Genomic DNA, 19,860 nt, shown 5'->3' on the forward strand with positions numbered 1-19,860 from the left:
CAATTGGCCAGGTGGTGGACGGAACTGTCAGGACCCTGCTGCGGCAGTGGTGGAATCAGCGTGACGACTACCAGTGGCGGATCGACTTCCTGCGCACCCGCGGTCTGTTACCGGTGCTGCGCTACATCATCGCCGGCATCGGCGGTTCGCTGGGCGTGCTGTCGGTGTACAACGCGTTCGTGCCGCCGGGCGCCGACGGTGTGCTGATCCGCACCGGGTGGGCGATCCTGGCCGTGGGTTCGCTGGGGTGGGCGGCGCGCTGGGCGCTGGGGTCGTGGCCGACGGTGCGCGAGTCGGCGGCGCTGGTGGTGTTCGTCGACGTGATGATGACCGTCTCCGCGCTGCTGTTCGGCGACCCGACCCTGGCGATGTCGGGTATCCCGATCCTGCTGTGCGCGGGCGGATACGTGGTGTTCTTTCACGGCCCGCGACTGCATCTCGTGCACATCGCTTGGTGCACCGCGTCCGTGGTGGGCATCGCGATCTGGCTCGCGGTGTCGGATCCGGTGTTCGGTCCGCAACTCGCGGTGTCGCGGGCGATCATCGCGCTCGCGGTCACGGTGTGCGTGCTGCCGGCGTTGCAGTTCGGGTTCTGGCTGCTGCAGGACAGCTCGATGCAGTCGCTGACCGACCCCCTGACCGAGCTGACCAACCGCCGCGGTCTGGCGGTGTCGGTGAAGCGGCTCAACACCGATGCGCGGGCGGACGCGACGTTGTGTGCGCTGCTGATCGACGTCGACAGGTTCAAGAGCGTCAACGACACGTTCGGCCACGCCGTCGGCGACGACGTGCTGATCCGGACGGCGAGACGGATCCGCGCCAGCGTGCCCGAGGACGCGGTCGTGGTCCGTTGGGGCGGTGAGGAATTCCTGGTGGTGGACCGGATCCCCGGCAATCAGGCGGAGACGGTCGCCGAACGGATCCGTGCCGCCGTCGCCGAACCCGCCGAGCCGACGGTCACCGTCAGCATCGGGTTGGCGACGTGCGAGCGGGCCGACATCGATCTGATCGACGTGATCTCCGCCGCCGACGCGGCGATGTATAAGGCCAAGGCCGACGGCGGCAACAAAGTCGTCATCACCGCCGACGCGGCCTGAACCCGCTCAGACCTTCCTGCGGTGCTGCTCGTCGTCGGGCCGCAGGTGCGGCGCCAGGAACGCGAGCACGTCGTCGGCCTTCGCGAACCCGCCGAGGTGGCTCTCGTCGGGCATCAGCAGCAGGTCGACGTCGGGAAGGTGCTCGGCGGCGGCCTGCGCATCGGCCAGCGAGATGATCGAGTCCGCGTCGCCGTGCCACCAGCGGACCGGGACCGCCACGTCGGCGAGCCGGAACCCCCAGTCCACCCCGAAGAGCCGGGCGTCGTCGAGCAACGCCTGGAACCTGCCGTTGGCGACCTGGACGATGTCGTCGATGAACATCGCCTCGATCTCCGGGTTGGCGAAGACGCGCTTGTCGCCGTCGGGCATCACGGCCGCGAGCCCGGAATAGGCGAGGTGCGCGAGCGGGATCACCGGGGTCAGGAGGCCGGCGGTGACGGCGGCGAACGGCCGGCGCAGCGCCGACGTCACCGCGGACAGCTGCCGGGCCAGCGTGATCGCGCCGCTGGCGGTCGCGTCGGGACCCACGGACGGGGTGACCCCGCCCAGGACGGCGACGGCGGCCACCCGGTCGCGCAGCGCGGGCATCCCGGCGCAGGCCAGCGCGTACGGGCCGCCGCCGGACAACCCGGCCACACCGAGCTTGTCCGCGCCGAGGGCGTCGGCGACGTGCGCCATGTCGTCGGCCCAGTCGCCGATCCTGTCGTAGCGGTGCGCGGAGCTCAGACCCGCACCGGCGCGCTCGACCAGCACGACCCGCAGACCGAGGCGCTCGGCGGCGCGGCGCCCGACGATCGGCAGCTGACGGCGGCCACCCGGGGTGCCGTGGAACCACAGCACGACATCGCCGGTCGGATCACCGAATTCGGCGTAGCCCAGCCGGCGGCCGTCGGGGAGGAAGAACGTGCCCTCGGCGCGCGGCGCCTCGCAGCGGGGGACACCGGGTGGATGCCGCCACGGGTTGGAGATCATGGACGAATGGTAACCGCGGCGTTACAACCGCGGTCACGCATGTCAACCCGTGCTGTCAGTCGGGGAAGTCCAGGGGCACCTGCAGCGTCGAGATCGTCGCGGCCAATCCGTCGTATTGCGCTGCGAGCAGACAGAATTCGATCAGCTGCGGTTTCGTGAAGTGCGCTGCGAGCATCTGCCACGTCTCCGGCGAGATCCCGCGCGTGACGACGAACTCGTCGGTCGCGGTGATGAGCACCCGTTCGCGATCGGTCAGGCCCTCGGCGTCGGGCCCGGCGAAGATCCGGGCCTGCGTCTCCTTGTCCAGCCCTCGCGACCTGGCGAGCCTGCGGTGCTGCTGCAGCTCGTACTCGCTGCCCCGCAGATGCCCGACCCGCAGGATGACGACCTCGGCGTCGTGGCGGGACAGCTTGCCCGCGTAGAGCAGATATCCCGACAGCGGCAGCCACGCCAGGAACAGCAGCCGGTGCTGACCGAGCACGTTCATCAGGCTGAAGCGCGGCCTGCGGATGCCGCGGGCGCCGGCCTTGGCGATGACCCAGTTGAGCGGGCCGAGCTCCTTGAAACCGCCGGGAGGGATACGGGCTGTACTCATGTCTGCCTCACCAAATACGGCGACACCGTGGAGCGGTGCTCATCGATGTCGAGTGCGCGGCCGAGCGCCGGGAAAGCGCGCTGCGGACAGTTGTCCCGTTCGCACACCCGGCAGCCGGCTCCGATCGGTGTCGCCCGCACACTCGGGTCACCCGACAGATCCAGCCCTTCCGAATAGACCAGCCGCTGCGCGTGTCGCAGTTCGCAGCCCAGCCCGATCGCGAACGTCTTACCCGGCTGACCATAGCGCGCGGCGCGGCGTTCCACGGTGCGCGCCACCCACATGTAGGCGCGGCCGTCGGGCATCTCGGCGATCTGCACCCCGATCTTGCCAGGGTTGGCGAACGTCTCGTAGACGTTCCACAGTGGGCAGGTGCCGCCGCTGGAGGAGAAGTGAAAACCCGTGGCGGACTGGCGTTTCGACATGTTGCCGGCCCGGTCGACCCGGACGAACGAGAACGGCACCCCGCGCATGGACGGGCGCTGCAGCGTCGAGAGCCGGTGGCAGATCGTCTCGTAACTCACCGAGTAGTAGGCCGAGAGCCGCTCGACGTCGTAGCGGAACTTCTCGGCCACCTCGTGGAACTGCCCGTAGGGCAGCACCGTCGCGGCGGCGAAGTAGTTGGCCAACCCCATCCGCGCGAGCTTCCTGGACTCCTCGCTGGTGAAATGTCCTTCGGCGACCAGCTTCTCGATCAGGTCGCCGCACTCCAGGTAAGCCAGCTCGGCGGCCATCCGGAACACCCGCTGACCCGCCGAGAGCTGCGCGCTCATCTCGAGTCGGCGGGTGTCGGGGTCGTAGCGGTGCATCACGACCTCGCCGAGATCGATGCGGCGGATGATCGTCACGCCGTGGACGAAGCGCAGCCGGTCGGCCAGGTCGCCGGCGAGTTCGCCGCGGTGCACGCGCATGTCGGCGGTGAGGTTCTCGGCGGCGAGGTCGAGTTCGTGCAGATAGTTCTGGCGTTGGTAGAAGTAGTCGCGCACCTCTTCGTGCGGCATCGAGATCGCCCCGGAACCCGAGCCGCCGCCCGCCGAGCTGAGCCCGGCGGTGTTGAAACGGTCCTCGGTGGCGGCCGCCAGCTGCGTCGTCGTCAACTGGTAGCGGCGGTGGAGGTTGACCATCGCGCGGGCCAGGCTGGGATGGGACGCGACCACCTCGGCGATCTCGGCGGGGTCGACCTCGACGTCGAGATCGCGGTCCATCGTGACCTCGCGCAGCTCGGCGATCAGGCGGGTGTCGTCCTGGGATGCGAAGAAGGTCGCGTCGACGCCGAACACCTCGGTGATGCGCAGCAGCACCGCGACCGTCAGCGGACGGACGTCGTGTTCGATCTGGTTCAGATAGCTCGGGGAGATCTCCAGCATCTGCGCCAGCGCTGCCTGACTGAAGCCGCGCTCGCTGCGCAGCTGACGGACGCGGGCGCCGACGAAGGTTTTCGCCACGAGCGCAGGATAGTCCGGCCTAGCACGCCTGCGAAGACCAGGTTTGCAGAGATGGGAACGTCGCAGCGTGTGGCAGGATCGGGATCCGTGAGTACCGCGGGCGATGGGAAGCAGGGCCTGGCCAAGACGTTGATGCCGGTGCCGGATCCGCATCCCGACGTGTTCGACACCCAGTGGCCGCTGCGTGTCGCCGACGTCGACCGCGAGGGCCGGCTGAAGTTCGACGCCGCGACCCGCCACATCCAGGACATCGGCACCGATCAGCTGCGGGAGATGGGCTACGAAGAGACCCACCCGCTCTGGATCGTGCGCCGGACCATGATCGACATGGTCGAGCCGATCGTGTTCAAGGACATCCTGCGGCTGCGGCGCTGGTGCTCGGGGACGTCCAACCGCTGGTGCGAGATGCGGGTGCGCATCGAGGGACGACGGGGCGGTCTGGTCGAGTCCGAGGCGTTCTGGATCAACATCAACCGGGAGACCCAGGGCCCGGCACGCATCAGCGACGACTTCATCGAGGGCCTGCGCCGCACCACCGACGAGAACCGGTTGCGGTGGAAGCCGTATCTGAAGGGCGGCTCGAGGGAGGACGCCGCGTCGGTGCACAGATATCCGGTCCGCGTCAGCGACATCGACATCTTCGACCACATGAACAACTCCGTGTACTGGGGCGTGATCGAGGAGTATCTGAACACCCGGCCCGACCTGATGACGGCTCCGCTGCGGGTCACCATCGAGCACGATCTGCCCGTCGCTCTCGGCGACGATCTGGAGATCATCCGGCACGAGTATCCCGCCGGATCGACCGACAAGTTCGGCGCCGAACTCGCCGACCGCGGTGTTACAACGCTCACATATGTCGTCGGCGACGAGACCAAAGCGGTCGCCGCGATCTTCCCGCTCTGACACGCAGAGTTAAACAGTACGGGCGTACTGACCTGCGACGATTCGCTACCCGCCGGTAGCTTCTGAACCGTTTCAGCTGCAACATGGCTTCGCAAGGTTCGCAACTTCTGCGGGCTGCTTGGCGAAAATTGGCAAGCGAAACGGGTGGACCTGGGGTTATCGGGTGGTGCATCCTCGTCTTAGCAATCCGGCCAAGGAGCTGGAAGCGTTAACAGAAGCTGCGATTCCTGGACAACACAGAGATTCGCAGCGGTTTGCAACTCAACGAAGGAGCAGCCCAATGTCGACCGTTGGCATGCCGAAGAGCCCGGAACAGATCCAGCACGACTGGGACCACAACCCCCGCTGGAAGGGCATCACCCGCACCTACACCCCGGCCGATGTCGTCGCCCTGCAGGGCCACGTCGTCGAGGAGCACACCCTGGCCCGCCGCGGCGCCGAGGTGCTGTGGGAGCAGCTGCACGACATGGACTTCGTCAACTCCCTCGGTGCCCTGACCGGCAACATGGCCGTCCAGCAGGTCCGCGCCGGCCTGAAGGCCATCTACCTGTCGGGTTGGCAGGTCGCCGGCGACGCGAACCTCTCCGGCCACACCTACCCGGATCAGAGCCTCTACCCGGCCAACTCGGTGCCCCAGGTCATCCGTCGCATCAACAACGCGCTGCTGCGCGCCGATGAGATCGCCAAGGTGGAGGGTGACACCTCCGTCGAGAACTGGCTGGCCCCGATCGTCGCCGACGGCGAGGCCGGTTTCGGTGGCGCGCTGAACGTCTACGAGCTGCAGAAGGCGATGATCGCCGCCGGTGTCGCCGGCTCGCACTGGGAGGACCAGCTGGCCTCGGAGAAGAAGTGCGGCCACCTCGGTGGCAAGGTGCTGATCCCGACCCAGCAGCACATCCGCACCCTGACCTCGGCCCGCCTGGCCGCCGACGTCGCCGGCGTGCCGACCGTCGTCATCGCCCGCACCGACGCCGAGGCCGCCACGCTCATCACCTCCGACGTCGACGAGCGCGATCAGCCGTTCATCACCGGTGACCGCACCGCCGAGGGCTTCTACCGCGTGAAGAACGGCCTCGAGCCCTGCATCGCGCGCGCCAAGGCGTACGCGCCGTACTCCGATCTGATCTGGATGGAGACCGGCACCCCGGATCTGGAGCTGGCGAAGAAGTTCGCCGAGGGCGTCAAGAGTGAGTTCCCGGACCAGATGCTGGCCTATAACTGCTCGCCGTCGTTCAACTGGAAGCAGCATCTCGACGACGCGACGATCGCGAAGTTCCAGAAGGAGCTCGGCGCGATGGGCTTCAAGTTCCAGTTCATCACCCTCGCCGGCTTCCACGCCCTGAACTACTCGATGTTCGATCTGGCCTACGGTTACGCCCGCAACCAGATGAGCGCCTACGTCGAGCTGCAGGAGCGCGAGTTCGCCGCCGAGGAGCGCGGCTACACCGCGACCAAGCACCAGCGTGAGGTCGGCGCCGGCTACTTCGACCGGATCGCCACCACCGTGGATCCGACCAGCTCGACCACCGCGCTCGCGGGCTCGACCGAAGAGGGCCAGTTCCACTGACAGTCGCGTCGGCACCGCGAGCGCGCGCGTCTGCACGGCAACACGCCGCCGTAGGCGTACATCGCGCGCACGCTCGCCTAGCTTGACAGCGCAGACCCCGCCCACAACTCTTGGGCGGGGTCTGTCGCATGTAACAGGAGAAAAGACTTGAGCATTGAACGTGTGGGTGTGGTCGGCGCCGGGCAGATGGGCTCGGGCATCGCGGAGGTCGCTGCCAAGGCCGGCGCGAACGTCGTCGTCTACGAGCCGTCGGACGCGCTCGTCAACGCGGGACGCGAGCGCATCACCGCGTCGCTGGAGCGCGCCAAAGCCAAGGGCAAGCTCGCCGCCGACGACTTCGAGATCACACTCGCGCGGCTGACGTTCACCACCGACCTCGCCGACCTGGCCGACCGCCAGCTGGTGATCGAGGCGATCATCGAAGACGAGGCCGTCAAGGCCAAGGTCTTCGCGCAGCTCGACGAGGTCGTCACCGACCCCGACGCGGTGCTGGCGTCCAACACCTCCAGCATCCCGATCATGAAAATCGCTGCGGCGACCAAGAATCCGAGCCGGGTGCTGGGCCTGCACTTCTTCAACCCGGTGCCGGTGCTGCCGCTCGTCGAGGTCATCAACACGCTGGTCACCTCCGAGGAGGCGGTCGCCCGCGTCGAGCAGTTCGCGAGCGAGGTGCTCGGCAAGAAGGTGGTCCGCTGCGGCGACCGCTCGGGCTTCATCGTCAACGCGCTGCTGGTGCCGTATCTGCTCTCGGCGATCCGGATGGCCGAAGCGGGTGTCGCGACGGTCGAGGACATCGACACCGCGGTCGTCGCCGGCCTGTCGCACCCGATGGGCCCGCTGAGGCTGAGCGACCTGATCGGTCTGGACACCATGAAGCTCATCGCCGACTCGATGTACGACGAGTACAAGGACCCCAACTTCGCGCCCCCGCCGCTGCTGCAGCGCATGGTCGAGGCCGGTCAGCTGGGCAAGAAGTCGGGTAAGGGCTTCTACTCCTACTGAGTCGCGCCGAACGCAACGCGTGCAGTCGGGAACCGGCCGGCGTCCCCGTGCGCCTAACAGTGTGTGAGTGGACTCTTTCTCGGATCGGAGGCGCTGGCCGACGGACGGGTGACCCGCTACGACCTTCGTCGGAGATACGTCAAACTCCATCACAACGTGTACGCGCCTGTCGGCATGGAGCTTTCGGCATGCGATCGCGCGGTCGCGGCGTGGCTGTGGTCGGGACGGCGCGCCACCGTGGCGGGGCTGTCGGCGGCGGCCATGCACGGGTCACGGTGGCTGCCCGACACCGCCCCGGCCGAGCTCACCCGCATGCGGTGCGGCAGGCCGCCGGGTATCGCGATCCATCGGGACACCCTGTTCGACGACGAGGTCTGCCTGGTGCGGAGCATCGACTGCACGACGGTCGCCCGCACCGCATTCGACCTCGGCCGTCGAATTCCCGGCGATGAGGCCATCATTCGCATCGACGCGCTGCTCAACGCGACCCTCTGCCCGTGTCGCAGGTGAGCGTACTGGCAAGCAGGCATCCCGGGGTGCGCGGACTGCGTCGTCTTCGCACGGTCCTGTCGCTGGTCGACGGGGGAGCGGAATCGCCGCAGGAGACCCGGTTGCGGCTGGTGCTCGTGCGCCGCGGGCTTCCCCGGCCCGTCACCCAGGTCCCGGTCACCGACTCCAGAGGCCGGGTGGTACGACGCATCGACCTGGGCTGGCCTTGCTACCGGGTCGGTGTCGAGTACGACGGCGGTCTGGGGGCACCTCCCGCTTGCGGGGGACACTGGACGGACCCGCGAGCGCATGCCGAGGACATCGGCCGGCTGGAATTTCTGGCCGGCCGCGGGTGGATCATCGTGCGGGTGAGCGCACTCCATCTGCGCGACGCCGACGACATACTCCTTCGGGTCGAGCAGGCATTGCGCCGGCGGGGGTGGCCGGGACCGCCGCGAGTGCACGAACATTGACTGAATTTCGGCGAAAACTGCGCAGAATGCGTGCATTCGGCGCGCCAACCCGCCCCTACGCGGACGCCAGCCGCTTCTTCTCGGCCGCCACGTCGAAATCCGGTGGCGGCCAGGCCATGTTGAGCCCTTTGAGTGCCTCGATCATCAACTCGGTGATCGCCAGCCGGCTGTACCACTTCCGGTTGCACGGCACGATGTGCCACGGCGCGTGATCGGTCGACGTCCGGTCCAGCATCGCCTGGTAGGCCTCCTGGTACGCAGGCCATTTGAGGCGTTCGTCGATGTCGCCCGGGTTGTACTTCCAGTACTTGTCCGGCCGTTCCAGTCGCTCTGCCAGTCGCTTCTTCTGCTCGTCGAGCGAGACGAACATCGCGACCTTCACCAAAGTCGTTCCACCGTCGACGAGTTCACGTTCGAAGGCGTTGATCTCGTCGTAGCGCGGCTCCCAGACCTCCGGCGGCACCAGGTTGTGCACCCGCACGATCAGCACGTCCTCGTAGTGCGACCGGTCGAAGACCCCGATGTGGCCGGCCGAGGGCAGCGCCTTGCGGATCCGCCACAGGTAGTGGTGCGCCAACTCTTCAGCAGTCGGCTTGCCGAAGCTGCGGTACTGCACGCCCTGCGGGTTGCAGCCTCCGACAACATGTTTGACGATGCCGCCCTTGCCTGCGGTGTCCATGCCCTGCAGCACCAGCAGCACCGAGCGGGTGTCGCCGGAGCGGCTGTTGGCGTACAGCATCTCCTGCAGCTCGGCGAAACGCACGTTGCGTTCGGCCTGCAGCGTGGGTGCGTCGGACTTGTCGCCGCGGAATCCGGGCGTCGCATCGGCGTCGATGTCGGCGACCCGGTCGCCCGGCCGGAACCTCAGCTCGACGTGCGGTTCGTGGCTCCACAGCGACGGAAGGTCGTCAGGCTCGGTCATGCCCTCAGTCAAGCAGGCTCGACGGCAGGACCGGGGACGGATGGGGGTTCTGCCGGAACGTCTCCAGCGATCCGTTGACCTCGACGATGCCGCACAGCGCGCTCCACGACAGCATGGTCAGGTAGTCGATCAGGTCGTCGGAGGTCATCCGCGGGTTCGACATCCACGAGTGTGTGGCGAGCTGCACTCCGCCGACGGTGTGGAACGCCCACGGCTCGGCGCCGCTGGCGTCCATTCCCGCCGCGGCCATCCTCCTGCGCAGCATCACCGCGAGCATGCGGGCGATGATCGCCTCCGAGTCGGCGACGGCCTTGCTCTTGCTCGCCGAGTTGTTGGCCATCACGAACTGGTAGGGCTCGGGTTCGTTGGCGACGGTCTCGACGTAGACGCGGATGACCTCGCGCGTCAGCTCGTAGCCGTCGAGGTTCGACGTCAGGGCCGCGGCCATGTTCGGGATGAGGGTGGTCTGCGCGAAGCGCATCATCACCGCGGTGGTGAGGTCGTTCTTGTCGACGAAGTACCGGTAGAGCACCGTTTTGGACACGCCGATCTCCGCGGCGATCTCGTCCATGCTGACGTTGCTGCCGAGGCGGCGGATCGCGTCGAGGGTCCCGTCGACCAATTCGTTGCGCCGTTCGACCTTGTGCTGGTGCCAGCGACGCTTACGGCCATCGGTCTTGACCGCCACGGGCGAAGTGTGTTGGGCCACGTTCGTGCAGATCCGTTCCTTAAGTCGGTGTCGATAATACGTTGGCCAGGGGCGCAGGTCGTGTCGGACCGCTGCGCCGACGGGGCACTCGGCGCGGTAGCGGATGATGTAGGGGTGGCACACCGACCTGATGTCGTCGACGCCCCGGTGCGCCGGAGTTTCGCCGAGAAGCTCGCCGGGGCAGATTCGGCCGCCGACGCGGAACGCCGTCGCGGGTTGCGACGGATGAAGGCCGTCGCGCTGAGCTTCCTGCTCGGCGCGACCGTTGTCTTCCTCGTCTGCAGCTGGTGGCAGTCCGCGGGCGCTCCCGGATGGGTCGGGTACGTGCGGGCGGCCGCCGAGGCCGGCATGATCGGCGCGCTGGCCGACTGGTTCGCCGTCACCGCCCTGTTCAAGCACCCTCTGGGCATCCCGATCCCGCACACCGCGATCATCAAGCGCAAGAAGGACCAGCTCGGTGAGGGGCTGGGCAGCTTCGTGCGGGAGAACTTCCTGTCCCCGGAGAACGTCGAGACGAAGCTGCGCGACGCCGATGTCGCGGGACGGGCCGGCAAGTGGCTGGCCGAGCCGGTCAACGCCGAGCGGGTGGCCGCCGAGGCGTCCACCGTGCTTCGCGTGCTGGTCGAGATGCTGCGTGACGAGGACGTCCAGCAGGTGCTGGACCGCATGATCATCAAGCGGATCGCCGAACCGCAGTGGGGCCCGCCGATCGGCCGTGTCCTGAACTCGCTGCTCGACGAGGGCCGCCAGGAGGCGCTGCTGCAACTGCTCGCCGACCGCGCTTTCCAGTGGTCGCTCGACTCCGAAGAGATCATCGAGCGCGTCATCGAGCGCGATTCACCGCAGTGGTCACCGCGCTGGGTGGACCATCTGGTCGGCGATCGCATCCACCGCGAACTGGTCGATTTCACCGACAAGGTGCGGCGCAACCCCGACCACGAGCTGCGCCGGTCGGCGACCCGGTTCCTGTTCGAGTTCGCGGGCGACCTGCAGAACGACGCGGTGACGATCCAGAAGGCCGAGAACGTCAAGGAACAGATCATGGCCCGCGACGAGGTCGCCCGGGCCGCCGAGACCGCGTGGAGCGCGGCGAAGCGGATCATCCTGGAGTCGGTCGACGACCCGTCCTCGACCCTGCGCGCGCGTATCGCGGACACCGTGGTGCGGTTCGGGGAGTCGCTGCGCGACGACGTGGAGATGCGCGACAAGGTCGACAACTGGATCGTGCGCGGTGCGAACCATCTGGTCTCGGAGTATGGGGCGGAGATCACAACGATCATCACCGACACGATCGAGCGCTGGGACGCCGAAGAGGCCAGTCGCCGGATCGAACTCCATGTGGGCCGTGACCTGCAGTTCATCCGCATCAACGGCACCGTGGTCGGTTCGTTGGCGGGTCTGGTGATCTACACCGTGGCGCAGCTACTGTTCTGACCTGCGCTAACTCAGTGCTTGCAAAAGTTAGCACTCCGTCGTACGGTGGGTTTTGTCGGTAACCGGATACCCATCGCACGTGAGGGAGCAGGCATGCCACCGCCGCCGCAGGATGAGAATCTTGCCGCTGTCGTGTCCAACGCCGCACAGGACATCGGGTCGTTCATCCGCTCCCAGCGCGAAGCTGCGCAGGTGTCGGTGCGGCAACTGGCTGAGAAGGCGGGAGTTTCCAACCCGTACCTCAGCCAGATCGAGCGCGGTCTGCGGAAGCCGTCCGCAGACGTGCTCAACCAGATCGCCAAAGCGCTGCGGGTCTCTGCCGAGGTGCTCTACATCCAGGCGGGGATCCTCGAACCGGGTGACACCAACGAGGTCCGCGACGCGATCATCACCGACATGGCGATCAACGAGCGGCAGAAGCAGGTGCTGCTCGACATCTACACGTCGTTCTGCCAGCAGAACGAAGCCGCACTTGCGGAGGCCGCCGCCGCCGAGGAAATGGCGAAGGCATCCGCGGACAGTGTCAGCGACGCAGATGAGGAGCCCACGACTGAACAAGGCACGAGCGCTCTAGAAATCTCCCGAACTCCGCAATCCATTGCAGAACTCAATCTTCAGAAGGAAGGACTCCACCATGGCTGAGGCCAAGAACCAACTCGATGTCGACGATCTGAAGGCCCCGCTGCTCGCCGCCGTGGGTGCTGCCGACCTCGCTCTCGAGCGTGTCAACGAGATCGTCGCGACGCTGCGTGAGCGCGCCGGCGACGCCCGCACCGACGCCGAGACCCGCGTCGAAGAGAGCCGCGCCCGGGTCGCGAAGCTGCAGGAAGACCTGCCCAACCAGTTCGGCGACCTGCGTGACCGGTTGACCTCCGACGAACTGCGCAAGTTCGCCGAGGGCTACGCCGAGGCCGCCCAGACCACCTACACCAAGCTGATCGAGCGCGGTGAGGCCGCTCTGGAGCGCCTGCGCAGCCAGCCCGCCCTCGAGGGCGCGGCCAGCCGGGTCGAGGAGTACACCGACCAGGCCGTCGAGCTGACGCAGGAGGCGCTGGGCAACGTCGCGTCGCAGACCCGCGCCGTCGGCGAGCGCGCCGCCAAGCTGGTCGGTGTCGAGCTGCCGAAGAAGGCCGAGTCGGCCGCCGAGCCGGTGAAGAAGGCCGCCGAGAAGGCTCCCGCCAAGAAGGCGCCGGCCAAGAAGGCGACCCCGGCCGCGGCTGCGAAGGCCAACCCGACCGTCCCGGCCAAGAAGGCCCCCGCCAAGAAGGCGCCGGCCAAGAAGGTCACCCAGAAGTAAGCCGACATCACCCGTGAGTGGGTGAAGGTCGAACAGGGGACGTAACCCGTAGGCTGTGGAGCGTGGAGCTCATCGACTTGGCGGGTTACGTCCTCCGTGCATTGAAGGTCGCTGTGTTGGTTGCTGCGGTCTATGCATTCGTACATGCTGCGATGCAGCGTCCGGACGCCTACACCGCGGTCGACAAGCTCACCAAGCCGGTCTGGCTGGTGATCCTCGGTGTCGGTGTGCTGCTTCTGGCGGTGTTCGACGTGATGGGGATGGCGATCGCGGCCGTCGCAGCCGGCGTCTACATCGTCGATGTACGTCCGAAGATTCTTGAGGTGCAAGGGAAGTCGCGCTGATGCGGTGGATGCCCGCGGCCCTGGCGGCGGTGACGCTGCCCGTTCTGCTCGCTCCCGCGGCGACCGCCACGCCGGCCGCCCCGGCTCCGCCCTACATCGACCACGTCACGTGGGCGAAGTGGGGAGACCTGTCGAGCCTGCGCGTCTACCCGACGCCGGGGGCCCGCCGGGCGTCGGGTCACGCCGGCACCCAACCGCTGGCCGATGCCGCGTGGAACGAGATCCTCGCGCTGGCCCCGGACGCCGCGATCCCCGGCATGCGCGATCAGTTCCTGTGCCACTGGAACCTCGCCGAATTCGTCGAACCGGGCAAGACGAGCTGGAACCTCGAACCATGGCGTCCTGAGGTCAGCTACGAGCAGATGGTCGCCAAGCGCTGCAACCCGGGCGGCACCGAAGAGCCCTTCTGATGGGGTCCTACACCCGCGCCCAGGTCGCCGCCCTGGTCGATCACACGCTTCTCAAGCCGGAAGTGACCGAGGCCGACATCGAGGCGGTGGTCGCCGAGGCGCTCGCGCTGGAGGTGAAGGCGATCTGCGTGTCGCCCACCTTCGTGGCCGCTGTCGCGTCACTGGCCCCCGCGGCCACCGTGGCCTCGGTCGTCGGATTCCCGTCCGGCAAGCACCTGTCCTCGGTGAAGGCCGCCGAGGCGCAGGCGGCCGCCGCGGCCGGGGCCGCCGAGATCGACATGGTGATCGACGTCGGCGCCGCGCTGGCCGGTCAGCTGGACGCCGTGCGCGCCGACATCGCCGCGGTGCGCGACGCCGCGCCGGAAGCGGTGCTCAAGGTGATCGTCGAGTCGGCGGCCCTGCTGGAGTTCGGCGGGCAGCCGATTCTGCTCGACGTGTGCCGGATCGCCGAGGACGCCGGTGCCGACTTCGTCAAGACCTCGACAGGCTTCCATCCCAGCGGCGGCGCGTCGCCGCGGGCGGTCGAACTGATGGCGGGCGCCGTCGGCGGCCGGCTCGGGGTCAAAGCCAGCGGCGGCATCCGGACCGCCGCAGCGGCGACGGAGATGCTCGACGCCGGCGCGACCCGGCTCGGTCTGTCCGGAACCCGCGCGGTGCTCGACGGCTTACGCGCTTAGAGGCCCGCGAAGCAGGGATCCTGCTGGCCCTTCGGGATCGATGCGTTGCTGGTCGAGAACTGGCTCACCACACCGGAATCGGTGACCTCGACGGAATCGGCGCGGATGTCCATCGGGTAGTCCTGGGTGAGCCGCTCGGTGAATGCGTCGAGAGCCGGTTGCACCGCCTCGCGAGGGAGGGTGAACCCGAGACCGGTGACCTGCTGAACCTGCAGGGAGAGTCCGCCGTTGACGACGACAGGCTTGGCGGTGATGCTGCCGAGCGCGCCTTCGAGCTCGATGGTGCCGGCGCCGGCATCGGTTGTGACCGCGTTGACGAAGCTGCCGACCAGCGGAATGGCGCCCTGGATCGTCTCCCGGATGCCCTCGGTGCTCCAGCTGATGTTCGCGACGAGTGAGCCGATCGAACCGCTCGACGTCGCGGAGTCCTCCAGCCGCACGTCGTTGATGTCGATGTTGAGCTTCATGCCCTTGGCGTCGCGGACCTGATTGCCCGCGGTCTCGATGCGGATGTTGTCGTAGTGGCCCGACAGGTGCTGCAGCAGGAACGGCGGCATGACACCGAACGATGCGGTCGCATCGTCCTGCACGACGCACTCGATGGTGCCGGCGACGACGGTGTCGGCGCGGTTGCGCGCGTAGAGCTCCGTGCCGAGCAGGCCGGCGAACACCAGCGCGAGCACGATCACCACCACGAGCACGACCGATACGGGGTCGCTGAAGATCCTCTTGAGCTTCGCGGGAAGCGAGGAGTCGTCCTGTGGCGCGGGCGCCGACGGTTGGCTCGGGTCCTGCGGAAACGGCCCCGGCGCGGTGCCGGGCTGCTGCGGCGGACGGGCCCAGGGATCGGTCATCCCCGCGATTCTGCCTTACCGCGATGAGCGAAACCTGAGCGGTTCTGCATCACCGCCACCGTCTGGCGTGCTTTCCGGGCCGCCTCGAGGTCGACGTCGCACACCAGCAACTCGGGATCGTCACCGGCGGAGGCCAGCACCTCACCCAGCGCGGAGGCGACCAGGCTGCCCCCCACCCCGGTGGGCCCGAGCGCGGCGATCTCGTCGCCGGGGTAGGCCTGACCCACCGCGGCGACCACGCTGCTGGTGTCGATCGCCCGGGCTCTGGCCAGCAGCGTCCACTGCTCGAGCTTGCCCGGACCGGTGCCCCAGGAGGCGTGCGCGGTGATGATCTCGGCGCCGCGGTCGGCGAGCTCGACGTAGAGCTCCGGGAAGCGGATGTCGTAGCAGAGCGTCAGCCCGACGGTGACCGGGCCCGACTCGGTGTCCACGGAGATGACGACCGGTTCGCGTCCCGGCGCCACCGTCTTGGACTCGAGGAAGCCGAACGCGTCGTAGAGGTGGATCTTGTCGTAGCGCGCCTCCACCCCGGGCCCGGTGGCCAGCAGCGTGTTGAACGAGCGGCCATCGTCAGAGGGCACGAACATGCCCGCGACGACGACGATGCCCGCGCGTGCCGCGATGTCGCGGACCGCGTTGGCCCAGGGCCCGTCGAACGGTTCGGCGACCCCGCCGAGCGGGACCCCGAAGCGCACCATGGTGGCCTCCGGAAAGAGCACCAGCGACGCACCCGCGTCGACGGCGCGACGGGTGTACTCCTCGACCAGCGTCAGGTTGGCCGCGGGGTCGGTGCTGCTCTGGATCTGGGCCAGCGCGATTCGCATTCCTGAACGCATGGCACCAGCCTAGTTACGGCCCCCAGGCCGGCCGGTCGGCCTTGGCGGCCTTCTTGCCGAGCTTTCCGGAGCGGACCTGCGCGGCGAGGCTGTCGAGGATCACCCGCGAGCTCATCAGCGCGGTCTGCTCGGCCCAGTCGTACGGGGGTGAGCACTCGACGACCTCGATGCCCGCCAGACCCGGCTCGGAGATCATCTTGACCAGATTCAGCGCCTCGCGGGGCAGCAGCCCGCCCGGCTCCGGCCACCCGGTGCCGGGGACGAACCCGGCGTCGATGACGTCGATGTCGAACGACAGGTAGACCGCCTTGGCGCCCTTCCACGCGATCTCCAGGGCCGTTTCCGCGATCTTCTCTATGCCGACGCGTTCGACGTCCCCGACGGTGATGACCGTCGACTTGCGTTCGCGGCCCACCTTGACGCCCTCGCGCGGGCTCTGCCAGCCGCCGATCCCGATCTGGACAAGGTTGGTCGCGGGCGCGTTCTTGATGTTGGTGGCGTGGAACCACGGCGTGGTGTGCATCCGCTCGTCGAGGTCGGTCTCCTGCGTGTCGACGTGACGGTCGAAGTGGATGATGCCGATGTTGCCGTCCATGTGCGGTGCGAGGCCGCGGATGGTCGGGAAGCCGATCGAGTGGTCACCACCCAGCACGATCGGCATCACGCCTTTGCTCGCGACGTGGGCCATCGCGGTGCTGATCTGGTCGAACGACTTCTCCAGATTGCCCGGGATGGTGAACACGTCGCCGATGTCGACCATGTTGAGCTGCTCGCGCAGATCGACCCCGGACTCGTAGTTGTAGGTACCGAAAAGGTTGGTGGAGCGGCGAATTCCCTGCGGACCGAATCGCGTCCCGGGTCGGTAGGTCGCCCCGGCGTCGAGCGGGACACCGAAGATCGCGACCTCGGCGTCGTCGACCTCGTTGACGTCCTCGATGAAGGGGCACTTCAGGAATGTGCCGCGCTCACCGGCGAAGTGGGGTTTCTCGCCGCGCACGAACGTCGAGATCGTCCGGTCGTTGATCGTCGGCGCGGCCTCCAGGCCGTAGGTCAGGCCGCGGTCGATCTCCTCGCGCAGCCGACGGTCGCCGAGGTTGGCCTCGACCTGTTGCGCCCACGCGCCTTCGGCATTCGGTAGCGACGGGTCTGGGTAGTCGGACATGAGAGCTCCCAACGCGCCGTCTTGTCGCTGACCGGGTACGGCACACCTCGTCCGGGGCGCCGGATCGACGGCGCCTGCGACAATTGTTGGCACGTCGGCGAATCCCTGTCCAGCGGAAGTGGAAACCTACCGTTAACGCGACGTGCGACCGGAGGTAATGCGCAGGGCTTTTCCTGACGTGGACTCACATGTGCATGTGGGGCGCGTCTAGGGTTCCGCCGGCGGCATTCGTCGAACAGGCCGGGTCTGGTCCGAGAGACGCAGGCGGCCGGCACCGACGCAGACCGTTCCACGGCGGGAGAAAAGCCCGGGAGACTCCAGCGCGTCAATCGGAGGCTCCCGCAACATGATTCTTCTCGGCGTGGCGATCAGCATCGCCGTGGTCGTCGCTGTCGGCTTCTTCGTGTCCACACGGATCAAGGGCGACAGCTCGAACTTCCTCGTCGGCGGCCGGATGCTGCCGTTCTGGCTCGTCGGCGGCGCGTTGATGGGCGCGGCCGTCGACACCAATGCGACCCTCGGAAACACCGACCTTGCTTACGAATTCGGATTCTGGGCGGGTGCGTGCCTGCCCCTGGGGCTGGCGCTGTGCCTACTGATCACCGGCATCTTCTTCGCCAAGCCGATGAACCGGATGGGCCTCACGTCGTTCCCGGACTACTACCGGTTGCGGTTCGGGCGCTCGGTCGAGATCGGCGCCTCGATACTGCTCGCCGTCGCGTTCTGCATGCTCGTGGCGGGCAACCTGGTGGCCGGTGGTCTGCTGTTCAACTACTTCCTCGGCATGCCGTACTGGCTCGGGGTCGTGCTGATCGCGGCGATCGCGGTGGCCTACACCGGAACCGGCGGGCTGATCGCCGACGCGTACACCGCGATCATCCAGATGGGGCTGATCCTGGCCGGCGCGATCGGCCTGTTCTTCTGGATGACGACGACCCACGGACTCGACATCGCCGACGGCACAGGTCCTTTCGCGCTGGGCCAGCTGTCGGACCCGGCACAGGGCGCGGTGATCAACTGGGCGACGCTGATCGCGCTGGGCATCGGCGACATCGTCGCGATCGACTTCATGGCGCGGGTGTTCTCGGCGAAATCGCCTGAGGCGGCACGCCGGGCCTGCTTCACCGCGGCGGCCGGCACGGCCGCGATCTGCGTGCCGTTCGGGCTCGTCGTGCTCGCCGCGCACTCGTTCCTGCCCGCCGAACTCGACGGGCCGGTGCTGTTCGTGCTGCTCGATCAGTACGCGCCGGCCGGGCTGACGGTGCTGGTGCTGTGCGGACTGGTCGGCGCGTCGATGTCGACCGCCAACGGCGCGATCCTGGCGATCTCGAACGTGTGCGTGCGCAACCTCGGCGGGGTGCGGCGCATCCACGAGCCGGGCAGGAAGGATCCGCTGCTGCGCGCCGCCCGCGTCGCCATGGCGCCGATGACGCTGTTCTCGATCCTGTTCGCGATCTACGTGCAGCAGACGGGAATCCTGCTCACGCTGGCGTTCGACCTGATGCTGGCCTGCCTGATCGTTCCGTTCATCCTGGGCCTGGTGTGGCGACGGGGGACGACGACGGCGGCGCTCGCCGCGATCGCGGTCGGATTCACCGTCCGGATCGGTCTTTTCGTGCTGACCCCGACGATGTTCGGCGTCGAGAACACCATCCTGTACATCCCCAACGATCTGGTCAGCGCATCGTTCGACGGCTGGCCGACGTTCATCGCATTCGCGGCGGGTCTGGCGACCTATGTCGCGGTCGCACTGGCCACGAAGCCGGCCCACATGCGCGGACTGGACATCCAGGTCGCCAGGGATCTCGACGACATCCTCGACGATGCGGACCGCTTCGAGAAGGAACCCGAGCCCGTCAGCTGACCGGTGCGACGGCGTCCCACGGCACCGTGAGGACGCCGTCGCGCAGGCTGCGTCGCGGTACCTCGATCGGAAACCCCTCGGCGACAAGCAGATCCAGCATCGCCCGCCAGCGGATCCGTGGGCCGAAAACCCCGTGGCCGGCGACGCTGGCCCATGCACGATCGGCGGCACGCAGCAGGGTGTGGATCGGCTGGCCCTCGACGTTGTGGTGGATCAGCACCTTCGGCAGCCGCTCGGCCAGCTGCGAGGGACGCTCGATGGCGAACGGATCGCAGGCGAGCGTCAGGCTCACCGGCCGCGTCGCGTCCAACAGCACCCAGCAGCACAGCCGGCCCAGTTCGTCGCAGGTGCCGTCGACGATCAGGCCGCCGGTGGCGAGCCGGTCACGCATGGCGGCCCACGCCCCCTCCACGTCCTCGACCGGGTACTGGCGCAGAACGTTGAAGGCGCGCACCAGGATCGGCCGATGATCGGCCAACTCGAAACCGCCGAGGGCGAATTCAACGCCGGGGTGCGCGCCGTGGCGTACAGCGGACTGACCGGCGCGCACCCGTTCCGGCTCGATCTCCAACCCGACGACCCGCACGTCGCGGCGCACCTCACGCAACCGGATCGCCAGTTCCAGCGTCGTCACCGGTTTGGCCCCGTATCCGAGATCGACGACGAGCGGGTCCGCCGCTGCCTGCAGGGCGGTGCGCACGCGCGACGAGTGCACCAGCCAGCGGTCGCTACGACGCAGCCTGTTGTGCCCCGTCGTGCCCCGGGTCACCTGTCCGAGGGGGGCCATGGCTCGATGGTAGAGACC

At 67.9% G+C, this 19,860-nt stretch carries 20 protein-coding genes, 1 pseudogene and 2 riboswitches; of the genes and pseudogenes, 12 read left to right on the top strand and 9 right to left on the bottom strand.

Annotated elements, in window-relative coordinates:
* Positions 1 to 11: 11 nt before the first annotated feature.
* Positions 12 to 1,097, top strand: coding sequence for a GGDEF domain-containing protein (locus DYE23_RS03755; RefSeq protein ID WP_115326523.1), 1,086 nt, complete (start codon positions 12 to 14; stop codon positions 1,095 to 1,097).
* Positions 1,098 to 1,103: 6 nt separating this feature from the next.
* Here the strand turns inward: DYE23_RS03755 and DYE23_RS03760 are convergent, their stop codons facing one another.
* Genes DYE23_RS03760 through ramB form a run of 3 tightly spaced genes read right to left on the bottom strand, consistent with a single transcriptional unit; the run spans position 1,104 to position 4,109 of the window.
* Positions 1,104 to 2,069, bottom strand: a complete 966-nt coding sequence (locus DYE23_RS03760) for an alpha/beta fold hydrolase (protein ID WP_013470595.1) — start codon at positions 2,067 to 2,069, stop codon at positions 1,104 to 1,106.
* Positions 2,070 to 2,124: 55 nt separating this feature from the next.
* Positions 2,125 to 2,664, bottom strand: coding sequence for a carboxymuconolactone decarboxylase family protein (locus tag DYE23_RS03765; RefSeq protein WP_115326524.1), 540 nt, complete (start codon positions 2,662 to 2,664; stop codon positions 2,125 to 2,127).
* A complete protein-coding gene (gene ramB / locus DYE23_RS03770; protein WP_115326525.1) occupies positions 2,661 to 4,109 on the bottom strand; it encodes an acetate metabolism transcriptional regulator RamB in 1,449 nt (482 codons plus the stop codon). Before ramB ends, DYE23_RS03765 begins: the two co-directional genes overlap by 4 nt.
* A gap of 132 nt (positions 4,110 to 4,241) precedes the next feature.
* On the opposite strand from ramB, the gene DYE23_RS03775 reads away from it, so the two are divergent.
* The 4 genes and pseudogenes from DYE23_RS03775 to DYE23_RS03795 all read left to right on the top strand — a co-directional run bounded on the left by DYE23_RS03775 (position 4,242) and on the right by DYE23_RS03795 (position 8,546).
* Positions 4,242 to 5,015 (top strand): acyl-[acyl-carrier-protein] thioesterase, encoded by a 774-nt coding sequence (locus DYE23_RS03775; RefSeq protein WP_235660545.1) that lies wholly within the window; start codon positions 4,242 to 4,244, stop codon positions 5,013 to 5,015.
* Positions 5,016 to 5,295: 280 nt separating this feature from the next.
* Positions 5,296 to 6,582: an isocitrate lyase gene (gene aceA / locus DYE23_RS03785; RefSeq protein ID WP_011891109.1), complete on the top strand. Its 1,287-nt coding sequence runs from the start codon at positions 5,296 to 5,298 to the stop codon at positions 6,580 to 6,582.
* A 147-nt stretch (positions 6,583 to 6,729) separates the two neighbouring features.
* A complete protein-coding gene (locus DYE23_RS03790) occupies positions 6,730 to 7,584 on the top strand; it encodes a 3-hydroxybutyryl-CoA dehydrogenase (RefSeq protein WP_011891108.1) in 855 nt (284 codons plus the stop codon).
* Between the two features lie 63 nt (positions 7,585 to 7,647).
* Positions 7,648 to 8,546: pseudogene (locus DYE23_RS03795) on the top strand (hypothetical protein).
* 55 nt (positions 8,547 to 8,601) lie between these two features.
* Here the strand turns inward: DYE23_RS03795 and DYE23_RS03800 are convergent.
* Positions 8,602 to 9,468 carry a polyphosphate kinase 2 family protein gene (locus tag DYE23_RS03800; RefSeq protein ID WP_011891107.1) on the bottom strand — a complete coding sequence of 289 codons (867 nt, stop codon included), beginning with the start codon at positions 9,466 to 9,468 and terminating at the stop codon, positions 8,602 to 8,604.
* A 4-nt stretch (positions 9,469 to 9,472) separates the two neighbouring features.
* Positions 9,473 to 10,177, bottom strand: coding sequence for a TetR/AcrR family transcriptional regulator (locus DYE23_RS03805; RefSeq protein WP_011891106.1), 705 nt, complete (start codon positions 10,175 to 10,177; stop codon positions 9,473 to 9,475).
* A 114-nt stretch (positions 10,178 to 10,291) separates the two neighbouring features.
* Between DYE23_RS03805 and DYE23_RS03810 the strand changes: the two genes are divergently transcribed.
* The 6 genes from DYE23_RS03810 (at position 10,292) to deoC (ending at position 14,339) form a co-directional block, all read left to right on the top strand.
* Positions 10,292 to 11,611, top strand: coding sequence for a DUF445 domain-containing protein (locus tag DYE23_RS03810; RefSeq protein WP_013470597.1), 1,320 nt, complete (start codon positions 10,292 to 10,294; stop codon positions 11,609 to 11,611).
* 93 nt (positions 11,612 to 11,704) lie between these two features.
* Complete coding sequence (locus DYE23_RS03815) at positions 11,705 to 12,253, top strand: helix-turn-helix domain-containing protein (protein WP_115326526.1); 549 nt, start codon at positions 11,705 to 11,707, stop codon at positions 12,251 to 12,253.
* Positions 12,246 to 12,908, top strand: coding sequence for a hypothetical protein (locus DYE23_RS03820; protein WP_011891103.1), 663 nt, complete (start codon positions 12,246 to 12,248; stop codon positions 12,906 to 12,908). Before DYE23_RS03815 ends, DYE23_RS03820 begins: the two co-directional genes overlap by 8 nt.
* A gap of 62 nt (positions 12,909 to 12,970) precedes the next feature.
* Positions 12,971 to 13,252, top strand: a complete 282-nt coding sequence (locus DYE23_RS03825; protein WP_115326527.1) for a DUF2516 family protein — start codon at positions 12,971 to 12,973, stop codon at positions 13,250 to 13,252.
* Positions 13,252 to 13,662 carry a DUF2599 domain-containing protein gene (locus tag DYE23_RS03830; protein ID WP_011891101.1) on the top strand — a complete coding sequence of 137 codons (411 nt, stop codon included), beginning with the start codon at positions 13,252 to 13,254 and terminating at the stop codon, positions 13,660 to 13,662. Before DYE23_RS03825 ends, DYE23_RS03830 begins: the two co-directional genes overlap by 1 nt.
* A complete protein-coding gene (gene deoC, locus DYE23_RS03835) occupies positions 13,659 to 14,339 on the top strand; it encodes a deoxyribose-phosphate aldolase (RefSeq protein ID WP_172527880.1) in 681 nt (226 codons plus the stop codon). The genes DYE23_RS03830 and deoC overlap by 4 nt, the downstream gene beginning before the upstream one ends.
* On the opposite strand, the gene DYE23_RS03840 is transcribed toward deoC, so the two are convergent.
* From DYE23_RS03840 to DYE23_RS03850, 3 genes are read right to left on the bottom strand one after another with little or no spacing between them, the layout of a single operon-like run.
* Positions 14,336 to 15,193: an LmeA family phospholipid-binding protein gene (locus DYE23_RS03840; protein WP_099962413.1), complete on the bottom strand. Its 858-nt coding sequence runs from the start codon at positions 15,191 to 15,193 to the stop codon at positions 14,336 to 14,338. The genes deoC and DYE23_RS03840 overlap by 4 nt on opposite strands.
* Positions 15,190 to 16,017 (bottom strand): carbon-nitrogen hydrolase family protein, encoded by an 828-nt coding sequence (locus tag DYE23_RS03845; protein ID WP_172527881.1) that lies wholly within the window; start codon positions 16,015 to 16,017, stop codon positions 15,190 to 15,192. Before DYE23_RS03845 ends, DYE23_RS03840 begins: the two co-directional genes overlap by 4 nt.
* A 25-nt stretch (positions 16,018 to 16,042) precedes the next feature.
* The gene (locus tag DYE23_RS03850; protein WP_011891097.1) at positions 16,043 to 17,191 is read right to left on the bottom strand and encodes an agmatinase family protein; all 1,149 of its coding nucleotides are present in this window, start codon (positions 17,189 to 17,191) and stop codon (positions 16,043 to 16,045) included.
* A 10-nt stretch (positions 17,192 to 17,201) separates the two neighbouring features.
* Positions 17,202 to 17,269: riboswitch (guanidine-III (ykkC-III) riboswitch) on the bottom strand.
* Between the two features lie 118 nt (positions 17,270 to 17,387).
* Positions 17,388 to 17,507, top strand: a riboswitch (guanidine-I (ykkC/yxkD leader).
* 30 nt (positions 17,508 to 17,537) lie between these two features.
* On the opposite strand from DYE23_RS03850, the gene DYE23_RS03855 reads away from it, so the two are divergent.
* Positions 17,538 to 19,055 (top strand): high affinity choline transporter 1, encoded by a 1,518-nt coding sequence (locus tag DYE23_RS03855; RefSeq protein ID WP_115326529.1) that lies wholly within the window; start codon positions 17,538 to 17,540, stop codon positions 19,053 to 19,055.
* Here the strand turns inward: DYE23_RS03855 and DYE23_RS03860 are convergent.
* Positions 19,048 to 19,842: a hypothetical protein gene (locus DYE23_RS03860; protein WP_011891095.1), complete on the bottom strand. Its 795-nt coding sequence runs from the start codon at positions 19,840 to 19,842 to the stop codon at positions 19,048 to 19,050. The genes DYE23_RS03855 and DYE23_RS03860 overlap by 8 nt on opposite strands.
* Positions 19,843 to 19,860 lie beyond the last annotated feature (18 nt).

Source organism: Mycolicibacterium gilvum, from assembly GCF_900454025.1.
GTDB classification, from domain to species: Bacteria; Actinomycetota; Actinomycetes; order Mycobacteriales; family Mycobacteriaceae; genus Mycobacterium; species Mycobacterium gilvum.

Excerpts from the sequence above, each read along its gene's own strand:
- DYE23_RS03830 (WP_011891101.1), top strand. The coding sequence starts at position 13,252 with ATGCGGTGGATGCCCGCGGCCCTGGCGGCGGTGACGCTGCCCGTTCTG.
- DYE23_RS03855 (WP_115326529.1), top strand. The coding sequence starts at position 17,538 with ATGATTCTTCTCGGCGTGGCGATCAGCATCGCCGTGGTCGTCGCTGTC.
- DYE23_RS03800 (WP_011891107.1), bottom strand. The coding sequence starts at position 9,468 with ATGACCGAGCCTGACGACCTTCCGTCGCTGTGGAGCCACGAACCGCAC.
- DYE23_RS03860 (WP_011891095.1), bottom strand. The coding sequence starts at position 19,842 with ATGGCCCCCCTCGGACAGGTGACCCGGGGCACGACGGGGCACAACAGG.
- aceA (WP_011891109.1), top strand. The coding sequence starts at position 5,296 with ATGTCGACCGTTGGCATGCCGAAGAGCCCGGAACAGATCCAGCACGAC.
- DYE23_RS03820 (WP_011891103.1), top strand. The coding sequence starts at position 12,246 with ATGGCTGAGGCCAAGAACCAACTCGATGTCGACGATCTGAAGGCCCCG.
- DYE23_RS03850 (WP_011891097.1), bottom strand. The coding sequence starts at position 17,191 with ATGTCCGACTACCCAGACCCGTCGCTACCGAATGCCGAAGGCGCGTGG.
- DYE23_RS03775 (WP_235660545.1), top strand. The coding sequence starts at position 4,242 with ATGCCGGTGCCGGATCCGCATCCCGACGTGTTCGACACCCAGTGGCCG.
- DYE23_RS03815 (WP_115326526.1), top strand. The coding sequence starts at position 11,705 with ATGCCACCGCCGCCGCAGGATGAGAATCTTGCCGCTGTCGTGTCCAAC.
- DYE23_RS03845 (WP_172527881.1), bottom strand. The coding sequence starts at position 16,017 with ATGCGAATCGCGCTGGCCCAGATCCAGAGCAGCACCGACCCCGCGGCC.
- DYE23_RS03840 (WP_099962413.1), bottom strand. The coding sequence starts at position 15,193 with ATGACCGATCCCTGGGCCCGTCCGCCGCAGCAGCCCGGCACCGCGCCG.
- DYE23_RS03765 (WP_115326524.1), bottom strand. The coding sequence starts at position 2,664 with ATGAGTACAGCCCGTATCCCTCCCGGCGGTTTCAAGGAGCTCGGCCCG.
- DYE23_RS03760 (WP_013470595.1), bottom strand. The coding sequence starts at position 2,069 with ATGATCTCCAACCCGTGGCGGCATCCACCCGGTGTCCCCCGCTGCGAG.